General features: G+C 41.3%; 29 protein-coding genes and 1 other RNA gene. 4 read left to right on the top strand and 26 right to left on the bottom strand.

Translation table 11 applies throughout. The annotated features are described in order from the left end of the window. Positions 1–82: 82 nt before the first annotated feature. Positions 83–325, bottom strand: a complete 243-nt coding sequence (locus tag K8O68_RS00585; RefSeq protein ID WP_093047973.1) for an HPr family phosphocarrier protein — start codon at positions 323–325, stop codon at positions 83–85. Between the two features lie 160 nt (positions 326–485). Here K8O68_RS00585 and K8O68_RS00590 point away from each other — a divergent pair, with 160 nt between their 5' ends. Next, positions 486–1,124, top strand: a complete 639-nt coding sequence (locus K8O68_RS00590; protein WP_230895002.1) for an NUDIX hydrolase — start codon at positions 486–488, stop codon at positions 1,122–1,124. Between the two features lie 52 nt (positions 1,125–1,176). Here K8O68_RS00590 and K8O68_RS00595 read toward each other — a convergent pair whose 3' ends face one another. Together K8O68_RS00595 and mtnN are read right to left on the bottom strand one after the other, a co-directional pair. Next, a complete protein-coding gene (locus K8O68_RS00595) occupies positions 1,177–1,410 on the bottom strand; it encodes a YrhC family protein (protein ID WP_093047975.1) in 234 nt (77 codons plus the stop codon). Positions 1,411–1,508: 98 nt separating this feature from the next. Next, entirely contained in the window at positions 1,509–2,210 is a 702-nt protein-coding gene (gene mtnN, locus K8O68_RS00600) for a 5'-methylthioadenosine/S-adenosylhomocysteine nucleosidase (RefSeq protein WP_230895003.1), read from the bottom strand. 133 nt (positions 2,211–2,343) lie between these two features. Between mtnN and K8O68_RS00605 the strand changes: the two genes are divergently transcribed. Further along, positions 2,344–2,580, top strand: a complete 237-nt coding sequence (locus tag K8O68_RS00605) for a DUF2536 family protein (protein WP_370640461.1) — start codon at positions 2,344–2,346, stop codon at positions 2,578–2,580. Positions 2,581–2,794: 214 nt separating this feature from the next. On the opposite strand, the gene K8O68_RS00610 is transcribed toward K8O68_RS00605, so the two are convergent. From K8O68_RS00610 to K8O68_RS00710, 21 genes are all read right to left on the bottom strand, one after another. After that, positions 2,795–3,589: a YrrS family protein gene (locus K8O68_RS00610; RefSeq protein ID WP_230895004.1), complete on the bottom strand. Its 795-nt coding sequence runs from the start codon at positions 3,587–3,589 to the stop codon at positions 2,795–2,797. Positions 3,590–3,811: 222 nt separating this feature from the next. Continuing rightward, positions 3,812–4,282 (bottom strand): transcription elongation factor GreA, encoded by a 471-nt coding sequence (gene greA, locus K8O68_RS00615; RefSeq protein ID WP_230895005.1) that lies wholly within the window; start codon positions 4,280–4,282, stop codon positions 3,812–3,814. Between the two features lie 420 nt (positions 4,283–4,702). Then, positions 4,703–5,338, bottom strand: a complete 636-nt coding sequence (gene udk / locus K8O68_RS00620; protein ID WP_230895006.1) for a uridine kinase — start codon at positions 5,336–5,338, stop codon at positions 4,703–4,705. Next, entirely contained in the window at positions 5,335–6,618 is a 1,284-nt protein-coding gene (locus K8O68_RS00625; RefSeq protein WP_230895007.1) for a peptidase U32 family protein, read from the bottom strand. Before K8O68_RS00625 ends, udk begins: the two co-directional genes overlap by 4 nt. Before the next feature lie 115 nt (positions 6,619–6,733). After that, a complete protein-coding gene (locus K8O68_RS00630; RefSeq protein ID WP_230895008.1) occupies positions 6,734–7,663 on the bottom strand; it encodes a peptidase U32 family protein in 930 nt (309 codons plus the stop codon). Further along, positions 7,660–8,340 carry an O-methyltransferase gene (locus tag K8O68_RS00635; RefSeq protein WP_230895009.1) on the bottom strand — a complete coding sequence of 227 codons (681 nt, stop codon included), beginning with the start codon at positions 8,338–8,340 and terminating at the stop codon, positions 7,660–7,662. The genes K8O68_RS00630 and K8O68_RS00635 overlap by 4 nt, the downstream gene beginning before the upstream one ends. 127 nt (positions 8,341–8,467) lie before the next feature. Next, positions 8,468–9,607, bottom strand: a complete 1,140-nt coding sequence (gene mltG, locus K8O68_RS00640) for an endolytic transglycosylase MltG (protein ID WP_230895010.1) — start codon at positions 9,605–9,607, stop codon at positions 8,468–8,470. Positions 9,608–10,026: 419 nt separating this feature from the next. Further along, positions 10,027–10,338, bottom strand: a complete 312-nt coding sequence (locus K8O68_RS00645) for a DUF1292 domain-containing protein (RefSeq protein WP_230895011.1) — start codon at positions 10,336–10,338, stop codon at positions 10,027–10,029. 12 nt (positions 10,339–10,350) lie between these two features. Continuing rightward, on the bottom strand, positions 10,351–10,767 hold the full coding sequence (gene ruvX, locus K8O68_RS00650; protein ID WP_230895012.1) for a Holliday junction resolvase RuvX: 417 nt from the start codon (positions 10,765–10,767) through the stop codon (positions 10,351–10,353). After that, positions 10,764–11,036: an IreB family regulatory phosphoprotein gene (locus K8O68_RS00655; RefSeq protein WP_230895013.1), complete on the bottom strand. Its 273-nt coding sequence runs from the start codon at positions 11,034–11,036 to the stop codon at positions 10,764–10,766. The genes ruvX and K8O68_RS00655 overlap by 4 nt, the downstream gene beginning before the upstream one ends. A gap of 98 nt (positions 11,037–11,134) precedes the next feature. Next, positions 11,135–13,771, bottom strand: a complete 2,637-nt coding sequence (gene alaS / locus K8O68_RS00660; protein WP_230895014.1) for an alanine--tRNA ligase — start codon at positions 13,769–13,771, stop codon at positions 11,135–11,137. 339 nt (positions 13,772–14,110) lie between these two features. After that, the gene (locus K8O68_RS00665; protein ID WP_230895015.1) at positions 14,111–15,193 is read right to left on the bottom strand and encodes an AI-2E family transporter; all 1,083 of its coding nucleotides are present in this window, start codon (positions 15,191–15,193) and stop codon (positions 14,111–14,113) included. 85 nt (positions 15,194–15,278) lie between these two features. Then, complete coding sequence (locus K8O68_RS00670; RefSeq protein ID WP_230895016.1) at positions 15,279–15,470, bottom strand: hypothetical protein; 192 nt, start codon at positions 15,468–15,470, stop codon at positions 15,279–15,281. Between the two features lie 26 nt (positions 15,471–15,496). Then, positions 15,497–15,685: a hypothetical protein gene (locus K8O68_RS00675; RefSeq protein WP_093048006.1), complete on the bottom strand. Its 189-nt coding sequence runs from the start codon at positions 15,683–15,685 to the stop codon at positions 15,497–15,499. Positions 15,686–15,705: 20 nt separating this feature from the next. Further along, positions 15,706–16,176 (bottom strand): PRC-barrel domain-containing protein, encoded by a 471-nt coding sequence (locus tag K8O68_RS00680; protein WP_230895017.1) that lies wholly within the window; start codon positions 16,174–16,176, stop codon positions 15,706–15,708. Between the two features lie 24 nt (positions 16,177–16,200). Continuing rightward, positions 16,201–18,513 (bottom strand): SF1B family DNA helicase RecD2, encoded by a 2,313-nt coding sequence (gene recD2, locus K8O68_RS00685; RefSeq protein ID WP_230895018.1) that lies wholly within the window; start codon positions 18,511–18,513, stop codon positions 16,201–16,203. A 15-nt stretch (positions 18,514–18,528) separates the two neighbouring features. Further along, the gene (locus K8O68_RS00690; protein WP_230895019.1) at positions 18,529–19,194 is read right to left on the bottom strand and encodes a tetratricopeptide repeat protein; all 666 of its coding nucleotides are present in this window, start codon (positions 19,192–19,194) and stop codon (positions 18,529–18,531) included. A 73-nt stretch (positions 19,195–19,267) separates the two neighbouring features. Then, positions 19,268–20,374 carry a tRNA 2-thiouridine(34) synthase MnmA gene (gene mnmA, locus K8O68_RS00695; RefSeq protein WP_230895020.1) on the bottom strand — a complete coding sequence of 369 codons (1,107 nt, stop codon included), beginning with the start codon at positions 20,372–20,374 and terminating at the stop codon, positions 19,268–19,270. A 23-nt stretch (positions 20,375–20,397) separates the two neighbouring features. Then, positions 20,398–21,540, bottom strand: a complete 1,143-nt coding sequence (locus tag K8O68_RS00700) for a cysteine desulfurase family protein (RefSeq protein WP_230895021.1) — start codon at positions 21,538–21,540, stop codon at positions 20,398–20,400. 24 nt (positions 21,541–21,564) lie between these two features. Continuing rightward, on the bottom strand, positions 21,565–21,984 hold the full coding sequence (cymR, locus tag K8O68_RS00705; RefSeq protein ID WP_230895022.1) for a cysteine metabolism transcriptional regulator CymR: 420 nt from the start codon (positions 21,982–21,984) through the stop codon (positions 21,565–21,567). Next, the gene (locus K8O68_RS00710) at positions 21,968–22,621 is read right to left on the bottom strand and encodes a YczE/YyaS/YitT family protein (protein WP_230895023.1); all 654 of its coding nucleotides are present in this window, start codon (positions 22,619–22,621) and stop codon (positions 21,968–21,970) included. The genes cymR and K8O68_RS00710 overlap by 17 nt, the downstream gene beginning before the upstream one ends. Before the next feature lie 203 nt (positions 22,622–22,824). Between K8O68_RS00710 and K8O68_RS00715 the strand changes: the two genes are divergently transcribed. Together K8O68_RS00715 and K8O68_RS00720 are read left to right on the top strand one after the other, a co-directional pair. Then, the gene (locus tag K8O68_RS00715) at positions 22,825–24,153 is read left to right on the top strand and encodes an AAA family ATPase (RefSeq protein WP_230895024.1); all 1,329 of its coding nucleotides are present in this window, start codon (positions 22,825–22,827) and stop codon (positions 24,151–24,153) included. Positions 24,154–24,526: 373 nt separating this feature from the next. After that, complete coding sequence (locus K8O68_RS00720) at positions 24,527–25,180, top strand: RsfA family transcriptional regulator (RefSeq protein WP_235788352.1); 654 nt, start codon at positions 24,527–24,529, stop codon at positions 25,178–25,180. Between the two features lie 222 nt (positions 25,181–25,402). On the opposite strand, the gene ssrS is transcribed toward K8O68_RS00720, so the two are convergent. Then, positions 25,403–25,581: non-coding RNA, 6S RNA (ssrS, locus tag K8O68_RS00725), on the bottom strand. 283 nt (positions 25,582–25,864) lie between these two features. Then, positions 25,865–26,216 (bottom strand): hypothetical protein (locus tag K8O68_RS00730; protein ID WP_230895025.1); only part of this gene is annotated, 352 nt, incomplete at its 5' end.

Here is a 26,216-nt window from a genome sequence, read left to right on the forward strand (position 1 = left end):
ACAGTATAAGAAAATCCGTCCGGAAAGCAGCATATATATTTCTTAAGTGCCGTTTTCCGGACGGATTATATTATGTTTATGCTCACTTTTCAAACAGGCCAGCCTGCTCTAAGTCTTGAATAAATTGCTCGTCAGGTTCACCTTCAAACTCCAGCTCAATTTCCTGACCCGGCTGTAATGAGAGAGCCAAAATACCCAGCAGGCTCTTTGCATCAATAACCCAATGCTCCTTTTTAATTAAAACGGTTCCGGAGATCTGGCTTGCACGGTTGACAAAATAACTGGCAGACTCAGCAAAAATAGGTTTTTTAACTGTTAACTTCATTTCCACAACACCTCCGACATTAGTATTCCCTCATTATATCCAACTTTCCCCTTAACGCCAAGGTTAACTTTCAACTATTCTGACTTAAGCAGTTTTTCCAATGGTAAACAAAAGATCTGGTATGATAAAAAGGAAAGAAAGAAAGGAAGGTTGGTCTGGAATGAAGCAATTATCAGATTCTGTTCTTAATCATTTAAGAAATAAGAAAGCGACTGTCCTGGATAGTGATACCTATACAAAATTTGCTATTTTTGTACCTCTTATAGAACTAAATCATGAATTACATTTTATTTTCCAGGTAAGATCCCGTCTTGTCCGCCAGCCTGGTGAAGTATGTTTTCCAGGAGGTAAAGTGGATAAGACTGATCCTACTGTAAAATATGCTGCCATAAGGGAATTGAGCGAAGAACTGGGTATTCCTCCTGCTGATGTAGAAATTTTAGGGGAACTCGATTACCTGGTGACCCCTTTTAAATTAATGCTCTTTCCATTTATAGGGATTCTTCCACCCGACACGGGCTTTAATATTAATAAAGATGAAGTAGAAGATATATTCTATGTTCCGGTTTCACAGTTATTAAATATGGAGCCGAAAGAACATTATATTAAACTTGAAGCAGTGCCGGAAGATAACTTCCCTTACCACCTTATACCAAACGGAGAAAACTATAACTGGCGAACAGGGGTTATAAACGAACAGTTTTACGAATACAAAGACTATGTCATCTGGGGACTGACAGCGAGAATTCTCACACATGCATTAAAAGAACTTCACCCCACGGATAAACAAACAAAGTAAAAAAGAGGGCATCCCTTTTGGGACCCCTCCATATGAAAACTTTTATATAAAACTATTCATCTTCTACTATCAGTTTTTCTGTTTTAAGAGAAACACCATGTAATAAAACAGCACCTGCCAGTAAGATAGAAACAAAAACAATTAACCATTCCTGGGCGATCTGCACAGACTCACTCGGAATAACTGTGCCAATCATTAGAAAACCTGCCAGTGCAATTAAAATAAAGGCAAAGCGCCGGTAATCTTCTACCTTGTGCTGTAATTTAGTAACTTTCTCTTCCGACATAATAAGCACCTCATTTAATACGTGTTAATCAAACTATTTCAAGTATAACATGGCAGGCAACCGAGTGATGTAGTAATGTATTCCTTATGTGCCAGCAGTTACTTCTGCTTCCGTAGTTCTTCCAGCATAAGTAAAACCATATTAGCGGAATTTACTGAAGCTGTCTCAAGGAACTGGTCATAAGAGACTTTGGCATCTTTTCCGGCTACATCAGATAGTGACCTTATAATGACAAACGGCTTTTGGAACTGATAACACACCTGGGCAATAGCTCCCGCTTCCATTTCTGCGCAATAAGGATCTTCAAATTTAGTGCGGATTTCTTCTACACGCGCATGGTCGCTCATAAAGGAGTCCCCTGAAATAATCAAGCCTTTAATAGAATGGACTCCCACCTCATCAGCACATTCTTCTGCAAGACCTATCAGTTCATGGTCAGCCTCATAAAAGGCAGGCATCCTCGGTACCTGGCCGAATTCGTAACCAAATACCGTTGCATCTACATCATTGTAGCGGACTTGTGTAGAAATAACTATATCACCTACCGCCAGGTTCTGATGGAAGCCGCCAGCAGAACCTGTATTTATAATAAGGTCAGGATAAAACAGCTGGTTCATTAGCGTTGTGCTGATCGCTGCATTTACTTTTCCGATTCCAGATTTAGCTAAAATAACATCTACCCCGTTTAATCGGCCAATAAAAAACTCTGAACCAGCTATGACATTTTCTTCTTCAAGGACCATTTCAGATTTCAAAAGTTCAACTTCTTCTTCCATGGCTCCGATAATTCCGACACGCATAATACCACCCTTTTTCGCAAAAGTTTCACTTTTTCTATCATAGCCTATGACAAGCCGGGGAACAAGAACCATTTCTTATCCTGTATTGCCGTCTCTCTATCTTTTATTTAAAATAAGAAGCGGGCTTTCTGTTATGACAACAATAAAAGGAGTGGACAAGATGATTTTTCAAACGGATACTTTAAAAGATAAAGTAGAATTTTTTGAAGCAGCCACGCTTCAGCTTCTGGAGAAACAAATTTCAAAAAAAATAGATGACAACCAGGCGATTATGCTTGAAGTTTACAATGTTTCCCATCAGCTGACCATAGACCCTAAAACAGGCAAAAAAATATACACAGCAGCTGTGCATTTTAAACAAAAACAATAAACCGTGATATTACTTTATTAGAAAAATCCTTAACCTTTAGCTGAAAAGGACAAGCCCCTGGGCAAGCGTCCGCCTGGGATGGCTGAAATCACTCCTTTTCTCAAAAAGAACAGCCGAACAAAATTCAAATATTTTGTTCGGCTTTCTTTATGATTACTATTCTTTTGTCCCAGTCTTGTCATTAAATCTTTTTCTTAACTTTCAGCTTTAAAACTTAGCGGCTTACATACGGATTAGAGCTTTGCTCCTCAACAGACACAGGCATCCAGCCTTCATTTTCAACCCAGTTAAGTTCAACTTTGTAAGGTTCAAAACGGTTATCATAAGTGCTTACTGTTCCAATTGCCGTGTGCTGGTTCCCGCCGTTTCTTATTTGCCATACTTCCATTTCATCTTCGCTGAGCCCTGTAGCGTGCGATAAAGCTCTGGTCATTTCTTCCCAATTAACGTGGTCCGTCTGGTATACAGGTGTAAACGGCTCTTCCTGAACTGTGCCAACCGGTCCCCATTCACCGTCAGATTCAGTTGTGTTTTCCTCATTGGTTTCTGTTTCTTCATTTCCTTCTTCAGCTTCATTGGCTTCATTTTCAGCATTGTCTTCATTGCCTTCATTATTATCATCTTCATTGTTTAAATTACCTTCGTTATTTGCATTATCAGCTGAATCTTCCGTATTTGACTCCTCATTATTATTACTTTCATTAGTGTTATTACCATCATTCACTTCATCATTTTCATTGTTATCATTCAGAGTGTTATTTTCATTGTCGTTTTCTTCATTGCCGGGCTGGTCGATCGATATATCACCGCTATTGGTGTTTTCTTCTTCGTTGTTGAGATCGTTATTATTTGTAACAGCCACCTCATTGTCATCGCCGCCTCCAAAAATTAAAGTAGCGGAGACAAAAATAATTAATAAAGCTACAAGTCCTATTGAAACATTAAGAATAGTATTAAGGCGTCTTTTCTTTTTGTTATCCGAACGCATAGGCGGGTAATTATTACTCATCAAACACTTTCCTCCCTTTTTCCAGTCCAAATCTACATATATTATAATTCATTTATGGATAAATTTCGACCAGCAGTCCCCAACTTTGACCGTCTTTTAGGTTTCGACTAATACTGCCGGCCAAAATTAAAGCGGCTTTCCTCTTTTCATAAGAGACTTACTATGTAAAAAATCACCCGTCAGTCTTTTAAAGACCAGGGTGATTTCAATCCATTTGGTGTTTTATGACACTTCTGTAATTTCAACAGTCATGTCTCCGCCGGGAGTAGATACTACAACCTGCTCACCGATACCCTTGCCGATTAAACTTTGCGCCATTGGAGAATCATTAGAGATTTTCCCTTCAATAGGGTCTGCTTCCGCACGCCCTACAATAATGTATTCTTCTTCATCACCATCAGGAAGCTCTTTAAAAGTAACTTTTTTCCCAAGAGAAACAACAGAGCTGTCAGAATCCTCTTCAATAATTTCAGCATTACGAATCATACCTTCAATCTGCTGGATTCTGCCTTCCACAAACGCCTGTTCTTCTTTTGCCGAATCATACTCCGAGTTCTCTGATAGATCTCCGAAGCTTCGCGCTACTTTTATTCTTTCTACGACTTCTTTTCGCCGTTCAGTCTTTAAATACTCCAGTTCTTTCTCGAGTTTTTCTTTACCTTCCATAGTCATATAGTGTTTTTCTTCTGTCATTGTTTTTCCACTCCTTAAAATTAATACATCCAAGTGAACGCTTTCATGTTTCCTTACCTAATAAAAAATATACGGGAAATGCAGAAACGGTGTTGATTTACCATATGAACTGCTTACAGAAAAATGACCACCTTTTTAAATATATATGATGGTAGTATAATGAAAACCAATTCATTTAACAAGTTTTCCTTATAAAATCCTGTAAAAATTAATATTCCCTAAAATTCATAGGCGTCAATAAACCTTAAGCGCCCAACCTGTTCAAGCATGGCTGAACAGATCAGGGCGCCGTAGGTCTTACATTTATTTCAAAAAAAACCGTTTCTAGAAATGATTTCCTGCGTTCCTCTTAGCTATTATATACAAAACTCAGCTTTTAGCCAAGTAGTTCATATATTCTTCAAAATGTTTAATGAAGGCCTAAATCATTGCCTTCTCTTCAAGTACTGTTTTAATCTTTGCCACCATTAAATCAATAGCAACATGATTATGCCCGCCTTCAGGAACAATAATATCCGCATAACGCTTAGTAGGCTCAATAAATTGAAGATGCATCGGCCGCACTACAGACGTATACTGGTCAATGACTGAATCGATTGTCCGGCCGCGTTCCTGTATATCCCTCATCAGTCGCCGTATAATCCTTAAATCGGAGTCGGTGTCTACAAAAAGCTTTATATCCATCACATCTCTCAGGCGATCATCTTCAAGAATAAGGATACCTTCTAATATAATGACATCCCTCGGTTCGACATTAACTACTTCATCTGAACGTGTATGATTAGCATAGTCATAAACTGGCTTTTCAACAGGTTGCCGGTTGACTAACCGCTTTAAATGATCAAGCAGCAAATCATTATCGAAGGCTAAAGGGTGGTCATAATTTGTTTTTAATCTTTCTTCCATCGGCAAATGTGTCTGATCTTTATAATAAGCATCTTGTTCTATCATAAGGATGGACTGCTCAGGAAATTTACAGTAAATTTCATTTGCCACTGTCGTTTTACCCGAACCCGATCCGCCGGCTACACCAATGATGACAGGTTTTTTACTCATGTTAACTGTTCCTTTCGCATCATATTATAAGGTTTTACTTGTTTATCAACTTTAAATTTGACTATCTGAAGAGGGTGTCTTGCCGCATCCAGCTCTTCACCGTCTTCATCCCATATCTTTTCAACTTTTTGAGTGAAATTCGTGATTTCAGGCCCAAAAAACTCTATTTGATCTCCAGGACGGAAATGGTTTCGTTGCTGAAGTGTGACAATCTCTGTTTCTTCATCATAATCTAACACAAGTCCGGCAAAATCAAAAGTCGTTTTCTGGCTGTGATTACGGAACATCTGCTCTTCGTGGCCAGGTGTATTTTCAAAGAATGCAGGAGCTGTAGGCCTGTTTGCGCATTTTGCTAATTCCTTAAGCCATTCATTATCGATCTTAAAGTTATCAGGATTCTCACAGTACGCATCAATTACTTTTCTGTAAACACTTACTACGGTGGCAACATAATGAATAGATTTCATTCGCCCTTCAACTTTAAGACTGTCAATTCCTGCGTCTACCAGCTTAGGTATGGCTTCAATTAAATTAAGGTCTTTCGGTGACATGGCAAAAGGAGCGTCATCAACATTAAACAGAGCTTTTTCACCAGTCTTCTGTTCACTTGCGCCATCTTCTTCATAAAGAAAATAGTCCCACCGGCAAGATTGACAGCATCCGCCTCTGTTGGAATCTCTCGCTGTCATATGATTGCTTAATACACAGCGACCTGAATAAGAAATACACATCGCTCCATGTATAAATGTTTCTATTTCTATATCCACGTTCGCTTTCATTTCCAGCATTTCTGCTAAACCGACTTCACGGGCCAGAACTACTCTGTCCAACCCTTCTTCTTTCCAAAATTTAACTGCCTGCCAGTTTGACAGGGACTGCTGCGTAGAAAGGTGGACTTCCAGTTTAGGTGCCACACGTTTACAAGTTTCAATAATTAATGGATCAGCTACAATAATTCCTGTAACTCCTACCTTTTCCAAATCCTCCAAATATTCTGCGAGACCATCCATATTTTCATTATGGGCAAATATATTAGTTGTTACATAAATATGCGCACCATACTTATTAGCAAACTTGACGCCTTCAGCCATTTCTTCTATAGAGAAGTTATCTGCATTTGACCTCAATCCAAAGTCCCGTCCGCCTATAAATACAGCATCGGCGCCGTAATGAACAGCTATTTTCAGTTTTTCAAGGTTTCCTGCCGGTGCCAACAGTTCGGGCTTCTTCGTGATCACACGTCTGCCCTCTGAAGGTCGTTTTACTGTTTGTTGTTTCATAGGTGATCACTCCTTTTCCTACCTGGTTTAATATGAGAAAAACTTGGCAAACAGCCAAGCTCTTGCAAAAGCCTCAGGTTTTCTTATCCTTTTTCTCAAAGTACCGCTACAAAGATTAGTAAACCGATTCTTTAAAGAAAAACCCTGTATCAAGATCCCGGTTCGCTGGCTGTACTGATTTAACTTCATCAAGCAGCTCGTCTTTTTTGCTGTTATACGCTTCCGGCTCTTCCGTATAAAGGTCTATCGCTTGTCTGTATAGGGCGGTCATCTTTTTAATATAGTTAAAATCTTTTAATATTCCGTCTATCTTAAATGAATCAATCCCTGCATCAAGCATCTCGTCTAATTCATCGATAATGCACATATCTTTAGGACTCATAATATGTGTTCCGTTCTCGTCTTCCCAGATCGGATATTTCGCATCCCTTTCCGGATCATGCAAAATTAAGCTTCGATCTTTACTTCTCCCCTGTACTTCCAGGTCCTTTCCTTGAAAGGCCATATAATTCCCGACCAGCATACGTTTAGACTGGAACATACAAGTCATCCCGTGAACCTGTACTTCAATTTCCACTTCAGCTTCTTCTTTTATTTCAATGATAGAATCCATATTCAATTCACGGGCCAGCACGGCACGAGCTGCCCCTTTTCTTCCCCAGTAATTAGCTGTATACCAGTTGGTAGCAGTCGTTTCTGTGTTCCAATGAAGCTTCATTTGAGGAGCATGCTCCCTTACATTCATTAAAACGGCTGGATCTCCAAATACAATGGCGTCAACCCCAGTACGGTCTAAAAATTGAATATAGTCCGGTAATAGAGGAAGTGTATCATTGTGAAAAAGGGCGTTCATAGCCACGTATACTTTCGCTCCCTTTTCATGTGCAATTTTTGTGGCTTCTTCAACCTCTTTCCTGCTGAAATCCCCAGCAAGCCTCAAGGCATATTTTTCTTCTCCAATTATAACAGCGGTTGCGCCGGCATCAATAAGAGGAGCGATGTCTTCCACACTCGTAGGCGTGACTAACAACTCTGGTTTTTTCATGCTTTTTCACCTTCCTGTATTTCTTTCCCCGTGTTTCGTTTTACATTTACCATCAAACCATCTCCTACAGGGAGTAAAACTGAGTCAAAACGCGGATCTTTCATTAATTTATCGTTAAACTTCCTCAGTTTATTTACCATTGAAGAGAGGCGGCGGCTTTCCGGCTCTTTTTCCCCTGAAACAAACCCTTTAAAAAGGACATTATCTGAAAATATTAGGCCGCCTTCTTTAACCATAGGCTCATATATTGAGAAGAAATTCTCATACTGTCCTTTAGCCGCATCAATAAACAACACGTCATAAGGCGCTTTTTCCGCAATTTCTTCTTTCACTTCGAGGGCATCCCCTTGGACCAGATTAAAACGCTTATGCACTCCAACTGAGCGTGCATTTTTTAATGCTTCCTGGATCCGTCCTTCATCTTTTTCAACTGTATAAATGATGGCATCGGGAGCAGCTTGAAGCATACGAATGGCAGAATATCCTATTGCCGTACCGATTTCCAGAATGCGAACGGGATTATGGATTCTAAGAAATTGCAGCATGGTCTCCAACCCGTCAGCTTCCATGATAGGCACGTGATGCTTATATGCATAGTCTTCTATTTCTTTTATCTCTGCAGGTCTTTCTTTTATAAGTGATGAAAGATATAAGGCAGTTTTGTCGCCTTTTTCCATAAAAAAAGCGCCTCCTTCAGGTGCTTTTGAATTAAAATTGCCCTATGTTTGTCTTTGACCGATATATTTTAACATAAAAACAAGGAGAATGCTACTTTATCAGCAGTTTCTCCTTGTTTTCACCATATCATTCATTTGAATTCTGGTAGTGTTCGACCACTTCCTCGTGGTCGGAATAATTGACATTAAAGTGGACCTCTCCATCCGGTGAATGGTAGAAGTAAATATACTCATGGGATTCAGGTTCAAGAGCTGCGGCAATCGAAGCTTCACCAGGATTATTTATAGGTCCCGGCGGCAGGCCGGCATTTTTATAAGTGTTATAAGGAGACTCAATATCAAGGTGTGCGTTTAAAGTTCGTGATAAGTGTTCTTCATGAGCGTAAGCAATCGTAGGATCCATCTGTAAAGGCATGGACGCGCTTAACCGGTTTTCAATCACCCCTGAAATCGTCGCTCGTTCCTCGTCTGTTCTTGCTTCTCCCTCAATTATTGAAGCTTTTGTCATCAAAGCGTGGTAAGAATCATCTGAAGCAGATGCCTGGCGGCTTTCAAGTATGGAATTAGTTCTGTCAAGCATCGCCTCAATAACCTGCTCAGCACTGACTTCTTCTTCCACAAAGTCGTATCGTGCCGGGAATAAATACCCTTCCAGCGGTTCTCTGATATCTTCACCAAATATATCCTCTTCAAGGAACTTATATCTCTCAATTAATTCTTCCAGATATTCTTCATCCCTGGCGATTTCTGCCAGCTCTTCAGCCTTAAGATTCGTTTCATCAGCCACTCTTACAAAAATATCTTCAGCCCAGCGCCCTTCTGGCACCGTAAAGGATGTCGCATAATCTTCATATACTCGTCCTTCTTTTAAATGGTCTATAATCTCATCCATGCTCATGGCTCTGGTCAATTGGTAATCTCCTGCCTGAAACCCTGACGCATTCTGAAAACGGACATAATAGCGAAACATAGAGGCACTGGAGACCACCCCTTCTTCTTCAAGAATTTCACCAATAGAAGAAGGATTGGAACCGATTGGGATTGTCACCTCAACGACTTCATCATCTTCTTCATCAACCGGGCCAATTGCACCTTTCACATAAAAGTATGCTCCTAAACCGCCGGCGACGACTGCCACTATGATTGTTATAACAAATATAAGGACTATTTTTCTTACCAAGCCTGCTTCCCTTTTTGTTTCTTCAAGTTTGGTTTTATGCTTTTCGTTTAAATTTTTGTTGGAATCGTTTGTTGTGTCTTCTGCCACTGACTGCCACTCCTTTCACCTTCCCTATTATACTATATCTTTAAAAAAATTCGATATTTTGAGTGAAATCGACAGGATAATTTTTCTATAAACCTCCAGGAGAAAGTAAGATAACGCACCTTCATGGAAGAATGTAAGAAGCTGTCCGCATTCGACAATAGATCCGCCGGGATATCCCTCCCGATTAGCCTCTTATTCAGTAAAACACTGTATATAACATAAACCAAGAGACTATGGTTAGTTGAAGACAAGCCCTCGGGAACATCAACCTGGTACAGGAGAGCCATCCTTTAATCAAAAAAACATCCGGACAACATCGTAAGATATTGTCCGGAGTTCATTAAAATAATTATATAATCCAGCCTTAACCTGTATTAGAGGCGGCGGAAGATTTCATTTATTAAAGCAGGTTTAAAAGATTAATTCTCTTCTTCTAAATCCTCTTCAGCGAATGTATTTAATAATTCTTCAACCATATTCCATTCTTCATCCGTTTCAATAGGGTAAAGAGAGAGGTCGCCGCCTTCCGGCTCTTCGTATCTGAAAGCATGGACTTCAATTTCTTCCTCTTCACTTTCATTGGAGCCTTCCGGTGCTAACACCATATAGGAGTTCCCCGTACTGTCTACATCAAATGTAAATAACACTTGAAATAAGTGTTCATCTCCATTCTCATCTGGAATTACGATGCGGTCGTCATCGCCCGGCTGGTTAATTTGAAATTCTGACATATTATCGCCTCCTTATTTTTGTCGATCAAGATATCCTTGTAAAATCATAACGGCTGCCATCTTATCTATAACTTTTTTTCTTTTCTTACGGCTCACATCAGCGGTGACCAGCATGCGTTCCGCTGCCACTGTCGTTAATCTTTCATCCCATAGATCAACAGGGAGCCCTGTCCGTCCTGCCAGTTCTTCAGCAAATGCCTGGCAAAGTTCACCGCTTGGTCCGATCGTACCGTTCATATTTTTCGGCAGCCCGACTACAATTTTAGTAACATCATTTTCATCAATAACCTTTTTAATACGTTCGTAATCCTCTTCTTCATTTTCAGGATTACGTTTTATTGTTTCGACACCTTGAGCTGTCCAGCCCAAAGCGTCGCTGACAGCGACGCCTATCGTTTTGCTGCCTACGTCCAGACCTATTACTTTCATGATTTCTCCTTTTGATGATGAGCTAAATACGAGCGCACAAGCTCCTCAATTAACTCATCCCGTTCAATTCTCCTAATAAGAGTCCGTGCATCGTTATGGCGGGGAATATAAGCCGGATCGCCTGATAAAAGATAACCTACAATTTGATTAATAGGATTATATCCCTTTTCTTCAAGCGAGGAATACACTTTCATTAAAACCTCTTTTACATCCTCGTCCATTGAATCGTCATTAAAATTAAATTTCATTGTTCTGTCCATTGAACTCAAAACAACCACACCTCTCTTCTTCTTGGCAAGAAAAGGTCTCATAAACCGTTCCGTATTTTAATTGGATTTGTCTACTATTGTACACGATTCTGCTTCATTTAGACATTTCTTTTTACTAAATCAGGAACCATTTCTAAAGCCTCGTCTATTTGAGAAGGGTCTTTCCCTCCTGCTTGAGCCATATCAGGGCGTCCGCCTCCGCCTCCGCCGCATTTTACAGCCACTTCTTTAACCAGGTTTCCTGCATGGTGGCCTTCCTTGACTAAATCTTTGGAAACACTGGCGACAATACTTACTTTTTCCTGTGTGACCGCAGCTAAAACTAAAATTCCAGATTCCATTTTATCTTTCAGTGAATCAGCCATTTTTCTTAATGCGTTCATGTCTGCTGCATTGACTTTCTTAGCCAGTATTTTCACTCCGGCTACTTCCTGCACGTCATCCAGTAAACTCCCTGCCTGTGCCTGAGCCATTTTAGCTGAGAGTGATTCGTTTTCTTTTTCTTTTTCTTTTAATTGGGTTTGAAGCTGAGCGATCCTGTAAGGGACATCCGTCAGTTTTGTTTTCAGCAAACTGGCAGCTTCCCGCAGCTGATCGACTTGACTGTTCATGTATTCATAGGCTTTTTCCCCTGTTACTGCTTCTATTCGACGAATACCTGCGCCTATTCCTGCTTCAGAGACGACTTTAAATAAGCCGATTTCCGCTGTATTGTTTACATGGCAGCCCCCGCACAATTCTAAACTGTAATCATCTACTTGAACGACACGGACTTCCTCGCCGTACTTCTCGCCAAAAAGAGCCATGGCCCCCATTTCTTTAGCTTCGGTTAATGTTTTATTCATTGTGGAAACTTGAATGCCTTCCCACACTTTTTCGTTCACCATATTTTCAATCTGGTCTATTTCTTCTTCTGTAAGTTGACCGAAATGGGAGAAATCGAAACGCAGACGGTCTTGGCTGACCAGTGACCCAGCCTGGTTAACGTGATCGCCAAGTACATCTTTCAAAGCCTGATGAAGCAGGTGTGTTGCTGTATGATTTTTTACAATTCCTGTCCGGGAAGAGCTGTTTACTTCTGTGTTGAGAACTTCTCCTATTTTTAAGGAACCTTTTTTCACATTGACTCTATGAAGATTTTGTCCGTTAGGAGCTTTCTGCACGTCTTTAACTTCCAGCGTTACTGATTCATTGAACATTATTCCCTTATCAGCAACCTGGCCGCCGCTTTCGGCATAAAATGGTGTTTTATCAAGAATAACTTGAATATCGTCTCCTTCATTTGCCATCTCCACCAGCGAGCCCTCTTTGACAATCGCTTTGACTGATGAATGTGTTTCAAGTTCAGAATACCCCACAAATTTACTTTGCTCCTGAATACTGCCTAACACTTCATCCTGAAGCTGCATTGAACCGGATTCCTGCCTGGCAGCACGGGCTCTTTCTCTCTGTTTGCCCATCTCCTGATCAAACCCTGAACGGTCAAGCTTAAGACCAGCCTCTTCCAGATATTCCTCGGTTAAATCAACTGGAAATCCGTATGTGTCATATAGTTTGAAACCCTCCACTCCTGAAATGGTCTCAACTCTATCAGCTTTTGCTTTTTCAATAAGTTTATTCAGCATGACAAGCCCATCTGTTAAAGTTTCATGGAAACGCTCTTCTTCTGTACGCACCACTTTTTGAATGAATTCCTGCTTTTCTTTTACTTCAGGATAGAAATCAGCCATTATCATTCCAACAGTCGGGACTAGCTTATACATGAAGGGTTCATGAATATTTAACTGTTTAGCATAACGGACTGCTCTCCTTAAAAGACGGCGCAGCACATACCCCCTGCCTTCGTTGGATGGAAGAGCGCCGTCCGATACAGCAAAAGTAACCGTTCTGATGTGATCTGCAACTACTTTAAAAGCCGTATCATTTTCGACAGCCTTACCATAACTTTTTCCAGAAATTTCTTCCGTTAAACGGATTATCGGCAAAAACAGGTCAGTGTCAAAGTTTGTTCTTGCGTCCTGAATGACTGAAACCATTCTTTCAAGCCCCATACCGGTATCAATATTTTTCTTCGGCAGCGGTGTATAGCTTCCATCAGGATTATGGTTAAACTGGGAAAATACAAGGTTCCATACTTCTAAATGTCTTTCATTTTCTCCGCCTGGATACATTTCGGGATCATCTGGGTCATTTCCGTATTCTTCCCCGCGGTCATAAAATATTTCTGTATTCGGGCCACATGGTCCTTCCCCGATATCCCAGAAATTTTCCTCTAAACGGATAATCCTCTCTTCAGGCAGCCCTACTTCCTTATGCCAGATTTCAAATGCTTCGTCATCATCCGGGTAAATGGTTACGGCTAGTTTTTCAGGCTCAAACCCGATCCATCTTTTATCAGTTAAAAATTCCCAAGCCCAATGAATAGCCTCTTTCTTAAAATAGTCGCCAATGGAAAAGTTTCCAAGCATTTCAAAAAAGGTATGATGCCGGGCTGTTTTTCCTACATTTTCAATGTCGTTTGTCCGAATGGATTTTTGTGCATTTGCAATCCTCGGATTATCAGGAATAACCCTTCCATCAAAGTATTTCTTTAAGGTTGCCACGCCACTGTTGATCCATAAAAGAGACGGGTCCTCATGCGGGACTAAAGAAGCACTAGGCTCCACATCGTGTCCTTTTTCTTTAAAAAAATCGAGAAACATTTGTCTCACTTCGGCTGACGTTAAATGTTTCATCTTTCCTTCCTCCTTTTTAACCTCAATATTTATGTTTTTGGACATAAAAAAACTCCTCCCTGCAAAAGGGACGAGAATATTCACGCGGTACCACCCTAGTTACAGACAAAACTGCCTTTGTCTGTCACCTCATCACAATTAACGGCTGTGCACCGGCAGGTTTTAGCCCGCTCTCAGGAGTAGCTTATTACCAGTCTTCATCCGGAATTCTTTCAGCCTCAGGAATTCCTCTCTGCTTTCCGCGTGTGCGGCTGGAATGGGTACTGGAAATATATCTCCGTCATCAAGTTCTTATGTAGTGCTTTATATGAGTAATTATAAAAATGTGTTATACATTTGTCAATCATAGATGCCACGGCGCTCTCTGACAATTTTCCTTGAATGAAGAAGCAGAACTTTAAGAACAGCTAATACAGGCACTGCAAGAATAAGTCCTATGATGCCTCCCATCTCGTTCCCTATGACCAGGGCGAAAATAATCAGCAAAGGATGGGTATGGATACTTTTGCCAACAATCACAGGGGCCAGTATATTTCCTTCGACAATCTGGATAATAAAAACCGCTGCAATTCCTAAAAGAACAAGCTGAAAAGATTCTGTCAGAGCGAGCAGTATGACAGGCACAGCACCGAGGATAGGACCGAAATACGGAATAATATTAGTTACCCCAATAAAAATAGCCAGAAGAGTGCCATACGGCATATCAATAACCCAAAAGGCCCCCCATGCCAGAAGACCGACGACAATACATACGATCAGCTGACCTCTTATATACGAGCCAAGCGTTTGATCAACTGCCATGATCAGCTGTTTCCCGTTTCTTCTCATTTTTTTGGGTGTTAAATACCAGCTTGTATTCTTTAATAAAGGAAAGTCTTTTAATCCGTAAAAAACAATAAACGGAATAACAATAAGCAGCAGCGCCCAGTCTAATAAACTAACCAACGCTGCTCCAAGTTCTTCCAATGCGCCCGCAACCCAGCCTTCACCGCGGGAAATCCAGTTATCCATCCGCTGTTGAAAGGTGTCCGGCAAGAATGCCGCCTGGTTTGTAAATTCAACGGTGAATTCTCTGTAGGTTCCTGCTAATTCTGGCAGTTGTGTCAGTAATTCTCTTCCTTCTTCGATAATATAGGGAGAGGCTTTCAACAGTCCGGCGACGGTAAGAACAAGAAATAACGAAAAAATAATAAAAATGGATAAAGGTCTTGGTATATTTGCTTTCTCCAGTTTTTCCACTACCGGATGAAGCAGATAGATGATAAAGCCGGCGAAAAGAAAAGGAGTAAGCACTTTGAAGAAAAGCCTGAAAAAGGGACCTGTATATTGAAGAAATAAGATTGTTCCCGCAAGTATTAATCCAATTAATAAGACAATGATAAGACGGTAAATCCATCGTTTCATTTCCTCGTTATCTTTCACCTGGAATCCTCCTTACGGATAGTAGCGTAAAAGGCAGACGCAAATTACGTCTGCCTTCTGTCATTTGATCTGAATGTAACAGGTTTTAAGAAAAGGCTCTGGTCATTTGTCTCCGCATACGCCTTAAAGTTCTTCTTCTCGGCATTAAGTCTTCAATAAAGGAAAAGTTGACCTGATTCATCCGTCTTTTCCATCTTTTCCTTGTTTTTCTGTCCATGGAAGCAGAATAGGCATAAGCACCTGCTCCAAGCATAAGGATTGAGGCCAGGGTTCTCACAATGATCACCCCCCGTCTTTCACAATTTACAGATCAATCTGTCGTTCATTTTCTGTGAAAAGATCGTCAAGGGAGCTCAACGATCCGTCTGCTTCCACCTGGTGGAGGTGTAATTGGCCATTGGATATCGTCAGCTCGATAAAACAGTTCCAGCAGTAATATTGGTTTGATCCTATCTTTCCAATATCTTTGCTTCTGCAATTAGGGCACTTCATCGGAACCCCTCCTAAGGTAATTAATGAATCAGGAGAGACGAACCTTTAAAGGAAATGCCGCTATCTCCTGTTTTTTTGACCATAATGCCCCGCTTGAAATCCTCAAACAGGCCTTCGGTCAATTCGTACCCTAGAATTCTTCCCGAGTTTGGCAGAAAATATACATCTTCGACAATTCCTACCATGTCCCCATCCTGTTTAACGACCGGTTTGCCTATCATCCGGTCCTTTCCATGGAAGAAACGTCTCTCATTATCATCCAAGGGAGTAAGGACCTGGTTCCGATGAATAAAAAATCCTTTTTTTGTCCTTTGATAGTTACCCTTAATTGGAAGAACATGTTTTCTCGACCACCATTGGTGGTTTTGAATCCAATAGCCGGTTATCCTTCCCTCCTTACTGCAGTAAGTCAAGTCAGAAATAACGCCGAGCAGACAGTTTGTTTTCCCGCAAAAAACGGGTGCTCCTTTGACTTTATCAAAAGTTCTCAAGGGCTTCACTCCCTCCGAACATTCTTAGTCTTTCGCAGCACCCGCTGATTCATTCGCATTTTCCTTTTCCAGCCCATTTATTAATTTCTCTTTCAGTGTCGTTTGACGGATTTCTTCACGATTGGATTCGACCGCTATCTCCAACGCTTTCCAGTCACCGCATAGAAGCAGAAAGTTTTTAGCACGGGTAACACCCGTGTAAATCAGTTTTTTTCTTAACATCCGGTAGTAGCTTTTAACGATCGGCATAATAACAATCGGAAATTCACTTCCCTGTGACTTATGAATTGAACAGCAATAAGCATGGGTAATTTGCGTGAGGTCAGGCTTCGTATAGGTAACTTCCAGCCCGTCAAAGGAGATGATAATTTCCAGCTGTTTTTCAGATGTTTCTTTTTCTGTTTTTATTGAGACAATTTCCCCTCTGTCGCCGTTAAACACATTATCTTCCGGATTATTTACGAGTTGAAGCACCATATCGCCGGTTCTGTAAACGACGTTTCCAAACGGCACTTCTCTTCTTTGGTCCGATTTAGGATTAAACAATGTCTGGAGTGTGTCATTAAGGTTCTCCACCCCCGCCACTCCCCGGTACATCGGAGCCAGAACTTGAATATCTCTCGCTGTAAACCCTTTAGTCATTGCACGCTCACAAATTTGTTTGACTGCTTCAGGCACTTTATCAGGTCCGCACGGAAAAAAGCGTAAATCTCTGCTTTGCTGGTCGACTGACTCCGGAAGCTCCCCATCCTTAATCTGGTGCGAGAATTCAATGATTTTAGATCCTTCAGACTGACGGTAAATATCTGTAAGCCGAACAGCAGGAACCGCAGCCGATTCAAGCAAATCAGAGAAAACCTGACCTGGACCAACAGACGGGAGCTGGTCTTCATCCCCTACAAAGATGACCTGCATATGATTTGGGACCGCTTTAAATAATTGGTTGGCCAGCCACGTATCGACCATAGACATTTCATCGACAATAAGCACATCCCCGTCTATCTGTTCATCTTCGTCTTTTTCAAAATAACCGTTTCCTTCCCCTTTATAACCCAGCATCCGATGAATAGTGGAAGAAGGGAGGCCAGTAGATTCGCTCATTCGTTTAGCCGCTCTTCCAGTTGGAGCAGCCATCACGATAGGAAAGGGCTTTTTCTTATTTTTATAATCCTCCGGACTGACGGAAACGCCTTTAAGTAGGCCGAATACTTCAATAAGACCTTTAATAACAGTCGTCTTACCAGTTCCCGGACCTCCGGTTAAAATCATTAAAGGGGAATGGAGAGCCTGTTGAATTCCTTCTTTCTGGGATGGGGCATAACTGATTCCCAGTTCTTCTTCCACTTCGCCCAGCGCTTTTAGGAACTCCGATTCGGGGTATTCATCTAATTCATTTTTAGAGGCCATCAGCCTGTTTAAATTAGTGGCAATTCCTTGTTCAGCAAAATACAAGGAAGGTAAATACATTTTTTCTTTTTCTACAATTATCTTCCCCTCTTCGCCAAGAGCAATGACCTGGTCTGCAATGTCTAACGGGGAAATCTCATCTCCTGAATCTTTCTCAAGTAACATCTTTGCCTCTGATACTACAGTTTCATTTAGAGCAAAGACATGGCCTTCACTAAGAGATTGTTCCTGAAGAACGAACAGTACCGCTGCTTTTAAACGGTCAGGATGATTGCCTGTCAGACCTTGTTTTTTCCCTATTAAATCGGCTTTAGCAAATCCTATCCCCTCTATATCTTCGACCATTTTGTATGGGTTTGAGCTGATGATCTCCAAAGCTTCAACCTGGTAAGCTTTATACACTTTCATGGCAAGCTGAATCCCGAAACCGTATTTATACAGCTTTAACAAAACCTGTTCAATCCCCTGATCTTCCAAAAGGGTTTTATAAACATGTGAAGCTTTTTCCTGTTTAAGCTTAGGCACACTTTCCAGTACTGACGGATTTTCTAATATGACAGAAATACAGTTGACCCCAAGTTCATTAACAATCATCTCTGCAGTTTTTTTTCCAATCCCAGGAAACCGGTCGCTGGACAAATACAGTATAATTCCCTGCTCTGTTTCCGGAATCACTTTCTGAAACTGGTCGAATTTATATTGCCTGCCGAACCTGGGATGATCTGAAAACTGCCCGGTAAACATATAAGTAACGTCTCTTTCAGGTTCCGTCATCATCCCTACAACGGTGACTTCTTTATCATCGAGTTTCTCAGAAGACTGGTTAACCCGGATTTTCGCTACAGTGTACAGAGACTCCTCGTTATGAAAAATCAAATGAAGAAGTTCTCCCTTGATATAATCTTTACTTTCTTCATTTGGCTGATTCATATCGTCACCTTCTTTTTAATCTTCCTGCCCGATAATCTCTTCCATCTGTTTTTTTCCATTCGCAGCCAGTGCATGTTCAGGCTGGATCTCTAATGCTTTGTTAAACATGCTTAAAGCTTTATGGGCATCCTCTTTATATGCGTAAGCAACCCCAAGGTTAAAATAACTGTCAGCATGATTCTCATCCTGCTCAAGGACTTTTTCAAACTGCTCTGCCGCTTCATCTATTTGTTCTGTCTGAGCCAGGCACATACCATAATGGAAGCGGGCATCTGTATCGTGAGGGTTCAGCTCAATAGCACGGCTTAAACTCGGCAGCGAGCGCAGGAAATCACCGAGCTGGTAATAGCTCATACCGGTCATATAATACACATCACCTTCATGCAGGCCTCGGACAATAGCTTCCTGATAAAGGTCAACTGCTTCTTTAAAGCTATCCTTATTAAAAAACACATTCCCTTTTCCGTAATAGGCTGTTGCAAGGCTTTCATCTAATTCAATAGCCTTATCATAAAAGACGATCGCTCTGTCTTCCTCACCCACTGCAGAGAGCAGGTTGCCGAAATTTGTAAAAGCAACCGCATCTTTAGGATTTTCTTCGATTGCTTCATTTAGTAATTTCGCTGCTTCTTCAATATTTCCTTCCTGCATTTCTTTTACTGCTTTCTGATTACGGTCCATCTTACCTCTCTCCTCATAAAAAAATTTCACCGTTGGGTTTTGCCAAAAAAAGAAAAGGACTGACTTAACTGCCTCAGTCCTTGATTACTTCCTCAATTGTCGCGCCGCCCAGACAGACTTCTTCATCATAAAAGACGACAGATTGTCCAGGTGTCACCGCTCGTTCCGGTTCATCGAAGCGGACTTTCACTTTTCCTTTTTCTAACGGTTCAACTTCCACTCCGTGGTCTTCCTGACGGTAACGGAACTTAGCTGTACATTTAAACGGGCTTTCCGGCTGATCTCCTGAAATCCAGTTCATTCCTTCAGCTATCAGCCCTTCAGAATACAACTCCGGGTGATGGAACCCTTGTCCTACGAGCAGGACATTTTTCTCAAGGTTCTTCCCAACAACAAACCAAGGCTCACCAGCTCCGCCAATTCCAAGGCCCTGCCGTTGTCCAAGAGTGTAATACATTAACCCGTCGTGCGTTCCCTTAACCTCTCCGTCAAGCGTCTGCATTTCCCCAGGTTGAGCAGGCAGATATTCACTTAAAAATTCTTTGAAATTTCTTTCCCCTATAAAACAGATGCCTGTACTATCTTTTTTAGAGGCTGTAGCCAGGCCTGCTTCCCGGGCAATTTCCCTGACACGCGGTTTTTCAATTTCACCGAGCGGGAACATAACGTTTTGAAGCTGCTCCTGGCTTAAAGCATTAAGGAAATAGGTCTGATCTTTATTTCTGTCAATTCCTCTTAGCAGCTCCACTTTACCGTTCACCTTCCGGACGCGGGCATAATGGCCGGTTGCCACGTAATCCGCTCCGAGCGACATGGCATGATCAAGAAACGCTTTAAATTTAATCTCTTTGTTGCACATGACATCCGGGTTAGGTGTTCTTCCTGCTTTATATTCATCTAAAAAATATGTGAAGACTTTATCCCAGTACTGTTTTTCAAAATTAACTGCGAAATACGGGATATCCAACTGGTTGCAGACACGTATCACATCGTTATAATCTTCGGTGGCAGTACACATTCCGCTTTCATCCGTATCATCCCAGTTTTTCATAAAGATACCTATTACCTGATAGCCTTCTTCTTTTAAGAGATGAGCTGTGACAGAAGAGTCTACGCCTCCTGACATACCGACAACTACCCGGATATCTTCTTTTCGTTTATCGCTCATGTGAGTATTCATCCCACTCACCTCCTTTATTTCTCTTATCTGCCAGACAGCCTTTTGACAATTTTAACAGCGATTCCAGCAGCCTTTTCGACCTGGCTGGCTGTATTGCCGTATCCAAAGCTGAACCTGACGGCAGAGTGGCTGCGGCGTTCATCCTCAAACATAGCAGTCAGGACATGGGAAGGGTCAATAGAACCTGCAGTACAGGCAGAGCCGCTTGAAGCAGCCACCCCTTCCAGATCCAAATTCATTAACATAGCTTCCACATTTACATCAGGAAAGCTCACATTCAATATATGGGCAAGTCCGCCGCTCTCAGGCCCGTTCACTTGATAATCAATGCCTGCTTCATTAAAGACTCCAAGCATCAGCTCCCGGAATTTTCTGTATTCCTCATTTCGGGATGCCCGTTCACTAATGATTAATTCCAATGCTTTTTTCATTCCAGCAATAGCAGGCACATTTTCTGTCCCTGCCCGTCGTTTTCTTTCCTGTTCTCCTCCATAAAGCATCGGAGAAAACGTCAGACCTTTCCGGGCGTATAAAAAACCGGTTCCGTTCGGTCCATTGATTTTATGGCCGGAAGCTGCCAAAAAGTCCACTCCCAATTCATTTACATCAAGCGGTTCCATGCCAAGAGCCTGTACAGCATCAGTATGGAAAACTGCCTTGTGCTCTTTTAAAACATTGCCTATTTCTTTGACAGGCTGTATGGCACCCGTCTCATTATTACCGAACATCACTGACACGAGAATGGTATTATCTGTTAACGCTTTTGCTACATCTTCCGAAGATATGCGGCCTGTTTCATCAGCCTCTAAATACGTCACCTTAAAACCTTGTTGTTCAAGGTATTCAAAAGCATGCAGTACACCGTGATGTTCGATCTTTGTCGTGACAAGGTGATTTCCTTCATCCTTATGGGCTGTGGCATAACCTATAATGGCCAGATTATCAGCCTCAGTCCCCCCACTCGTAAAAATAATTTCTTCAAAGGAGGCCCCGATGGCACCGGCAATATAATCTCTTGCTTCATCAAGCCCTCTCCGTGCTTCTCTTCCAAACTGATGGATGCTGGAAGGATTGCCGAAAAAAGCTTCATAATAAGGTTTCATTGCCTCAAAAACATCAGGGTGGACAGGAGAGGTAGCAGCATGATCCAAATATATTCTTTCCATTATTAGTTCACACCTTTATAGTCCTTAAATATAAAACATATAGTATTCCTGGTCGCCTTTGTCTTTGTAGTTAGCTAAATCTTCCAACGTTGTGGAATCAAGGACGTCTTTTACGGCATCGCGGATTTTAATCCATAAATCCCGTTTAGCCGGTTCTTCATCATCGATGATCTCTACAGGCGTAATAGGCCCCTCCAGGACACGGATAATATCACCAGCTGTAATTTCTTCCGGACCTTTTCCAAGCATATAGCCGCCGTAGGCCCCGCGTACACTTTTTACCAGTTGGGCATTTCTAAGTGGCGCGATCAGCTGCTCTAAATAATGTTCGGATAAGTTATGGTCCTTCGCGATAGATTTAAGGGAAGTTGGACCCTCCCCATGTTTTTTAGCTAAAGCTATCATAATTGTTAATCCATATCGGCCTTTAGTTGATATTTTCAACGCTCATCCCTCTTTCCATTCTTCTATCTATCCATTGCTGACATACTGTCAATGAAAAACCTGTCACATGGCCTATTAACAGACTGAAAAGTATTGTACCTACAAATACCGGACCTCCCAGCAGCCAGCCCGCAACTAATACGAGTATTTCCATATATACCCTTACTCTAGCCACGGAGGCGCCTGTTTTTTGAGAAAGAGCCAGCATTACACTGTCTCTCGGGCCGGCTCCGCAACGAGGGGAGATATATACACCGATACCAAATCCCATAATCAGTATGCCTGTAACCAGCATGATGCCCTTTACTGCTAATGAAGGGGGTGTCTGCATTAAAAATAAGAACAGATCAACAAAGAGCCCTACGAAAATCATATTTAAATAGGCGCCGAGTTTAGGCCATTCTTTTGTCATCAGCACAGATAAGGCTAAAAGCAAAAAACCCATAATAATTGTCCAGCTGCCCACTGTTAAACCAAAGTGGTTAACCAGCCCGATATGCAGCACATCCCAGGGAGCGCTCCCCAGATCTGCAGTTATCATTAAAGAAATTCCAAAGCTCATAATCATAAGTCCAATGAGAAAAACGCCCCACCGAAACCAAGGCGTTTCTGTTCCAATCCCCTTTATCAGATCCATCCCCTTGTCAGTCCTCCCGCCGCTGTCTTACATCCTGTCTTGTTGTTATCACAGATACATTATAGCATAGAAAATGGACATCTGTTCCATATCAATGAAGGATTAAGTACAAATCAATTTAAACCATTAGCATTTTATCGAGCTTTGTTGTAAATTGCAAATATATTAACTGAATTGAAACAGCTTGTAAAGGTGGTATGTATGTGGATTTATTTAATTACTCTAATAAAGATCAGCCAAAAGGACCTCTTGCTGCAAGAATGCGGCCGAGGACAATAGACGAGGTAATCGGCCAGGAAGAGATTATTGGAAAAGGCACTTTACTGAGAAGAGCTATAGAAGCAGACAGACTGACACCAATGATCTTTCATGGTCCTCCGGGGACAGGCAAAACGACGTTAGCAAAAGTAATCGCCAACTCCACTTCAGCAAGGTTCGAACAGCTCAATGCCGTAACAGCCGGCATTAAAGATGTGAGAGAAATAGTGAGCAAGGCAAAAGACCGGTTAAAATTCGAACAGGAAAAAACAGTATTATTTATTGACGAAATTCACCGGTTTAATAAAGGCCAGCAGGATGCCCTGCTTCCTTATGTAGAAGACGGAACAGTGATACTGATTGGGGCCACAACGGAGAACCCGATGTTCGAAGTCAATCCTGCCCTAATTTCACGGTCAAGACTATTCAGACTCCAGCCGCTTACAGATAATGAAGTGAAGCGCGTCATTCAACAGGCAATAGAAGACGAAGAACGCGGCTTCGGAAAGTATAGGATAAAGGTAGCTGATGAGGCATTTAATCATATCGTGGATATATCAAATGGAGATGCACGCACAGCATTAAATGCCGTTGAGCTTGCTATCTTAACAACGGACCCTGATGAGAAGGATACCATCTCTATTGACCTTGAAACGGCTGAAGCATCTATTCAAAAACGAATGATCAGATATGATAAAGCGGGAGATAACCATTATGATACAATCTCTGCCTTTATTAAAAGTATCCGGGGATCTGACCCTGATGCCACTCTTTACTGGCTTGCGAAAATGATCTACGCAGGTGAAGACCCCAGATTTATTGCCCGGCGCCTTTATGTTCATGCAGCTGAAGATATAGGGCTCGCTGATCCAAATGCCCTTCTTATAGCCCAGGCTGCCTTTCAGGCTGTAGAGTTCATCGGTATGCCTGAGGCAAGAATTCCTTTGGCTGAAGCTGCACTCTATTTGGCGACAGCCCCTAAAAGCAACGCAGTAATTAAAGGGATTGATGAGGCATTAAACACGGTAGAAAAAGAGAAAGCAGGTGAAGTGCCAGTCCATTTGCGTGATGCTCATTATAAAGGAGCGTCAAAATTAGGCCATGGCCAGGGATATTTATATCCCCACAGTTATGAGCATCATTACGTTGTCCAGCAGTACATGCCTGACCACCTCATTAACCGGAATTTTTATACGCCTTCCTCTAACGGTTATGAGAAAACGGTACAGAAAAGACTTGATTACTTTTTACAGAGAAAAGAAAAAGATAAATAAAGTACCTTTTCAATGCTTAAATGTGAGCCTTTAAAATCAAGCGCAAATGTAAATAAATACTTCCTATTACCATGTATTCTCCAGCAAAAGCAATACTGGCTCAAAAGTGGCGGGAGCTTTCTTCAGGAGGCCCCTCAACTCCCGATGTCTGCTTCCGTTTAGAGAATGGAAGATAAGCCGGGAATATTATTATTACCGTCTCACCTCTGAATACTATGAGAACAGCTCTTAAAATTTATGGAATAAATCGGCAGATCTATTTATAAAATCTCTTTCATTTGAAGTTATGTTAATAAATAGTATACTTTCAGCGTTATTTGTCCATCTTAATAGATAAAGAAATTAGTTTAGTAAAGAAAGGATTGGACAAATAATGAAAGTTAGACAAGATGCCTGGTCTCATGAAGATGACCTTTTATTAGCTGAAACAGTACTGAGACATATTCGAGAAGGGGGAACTCAGCTGAATGCCTTTGACGAAGTGGGCGACGCCTTAAACCGGACATCAGCTGCATGCGGGTTCCGATGGAATGCAGTGGTACGTGATAAATATGAGGATGCAATTAAACTAGCAAAGAAACACAGAAAGCAGCGCAAACGTCAATTGGCCCAGCAGGCAAAACCTCAATATAAGAGTTTTGAGCCTAAACAAGAGCCGGTAAAAGCCCCTTCGTTTATGGAGGAGTTCTCTAAAAGCTTCGAAGCTGTTGACAGAGCAATGAACAAACCAAGAGAGCTTAGCCTGGATGACGTAATCTCGTTTTTGCAGACGTTTAGAGAAAACGGTACAAAATCCTTTATTTTAGAAGAGGAAAATGAGCAGCTCAAGAAAAAAGTAAGTGAGCTGGAAGAAGCATATGGCCAATTACAAAAAGAATACCGTTCCGTAGAAGAAGATTACCAGTCAATTATCCAAATCATGGACAGAGCAAGAAAAATGGCTGTGCTTGAGGACGAAGGAAACGATAGAGCTGCCGCTTCTTTCAGGATGGATAAAAACGGAAACTTAGAAAAAGTAGCTAAATAATAGTAATGGGGCGGTCCAATTGGTCCGCCCCATTTTCTATATCGAAATCGTTTCCTAAAGACCTTTATCTCTTTATAAGACAAGCTTGTAATAAACTCATCAGCGGAAAAAACTAATAAAATATCTGCCTAATAATAAAGGTAATGAAAAACTTCTTTGGAAAACAAATCATGAAAAAATAAAAAACACCTTATCCAGGTGTTTTTTTAATATAATAATATTAAGAGTCCCGTGTTTGCCGTTCTTTGTTTTGAACCTGCTTTGGCAGGTGGGTGCTCTGCTCATTTCTTCTAACTTCCCTGCCTCTGTCAGCAGGGCATGTTATAGGAAACGAGACGTTGAACTCCCGATGTATAAGTGTTGGTTCAAACGTATTATATAGACGTACAACATAGGACTCTTAAAGTGATAACCTTTCGGTAACTATATATTACAAAATTAATTAAAGAATTTCAAGTATTATTTGTCTAAATATATGACAGTGTAATGACTTTAATAACTTATTATATTATCTATTTTGTTTAGTTCCCCTTTTTTTTACCAGTAAACCTCTTTTTTATAATTTTTACATTTATTTCTGAAATGCACCAGCCCCATGTAAAAAATGGCCTTCACCTAAGTGAAGGCCATCAGGCTGTTAAAGAACTAGCTTTTTATAAAAATGAGGTTTCTTTTTAACTTACTTTAATGAAAAGTGATAGGAACGATGATTGAAGAACGAAAGGCGGCGACTCCGATGGGATCAGCGATCTTTTCCCTGCGACGAGTAACCGCAGGAGCACAGTCTGAAAATCCATTCTGACGATGCTTCGCTGAGTCAGAATTAGTTGAAGACAAGCCCCACGCTTGTCCCCGTTTAGGGGGGAAAGCGTCCGCCGGTAGTGATGAAATCGTGAGATATCTTACTTTTCTTTTAAAAAGAGGCTGGGACATAACGGTCTCTGAAAAGTAAAAAAAGCTTCCGATTATCATAAATGATGGTCGGAAGCTTTTTGTTTGATTATAAAAATGTTTAGGGCTCTTTCTTGCGGTGTAC

This window comes from Salipaludibacillus sp. CUR1 (genome assembly GCF_021028955.1).
Taxonomy (GTDB): Bacteria; Bacillota; Bacilli; order Bacillales; family Salisediminibacteriaceae; genus Salipaludibacillus.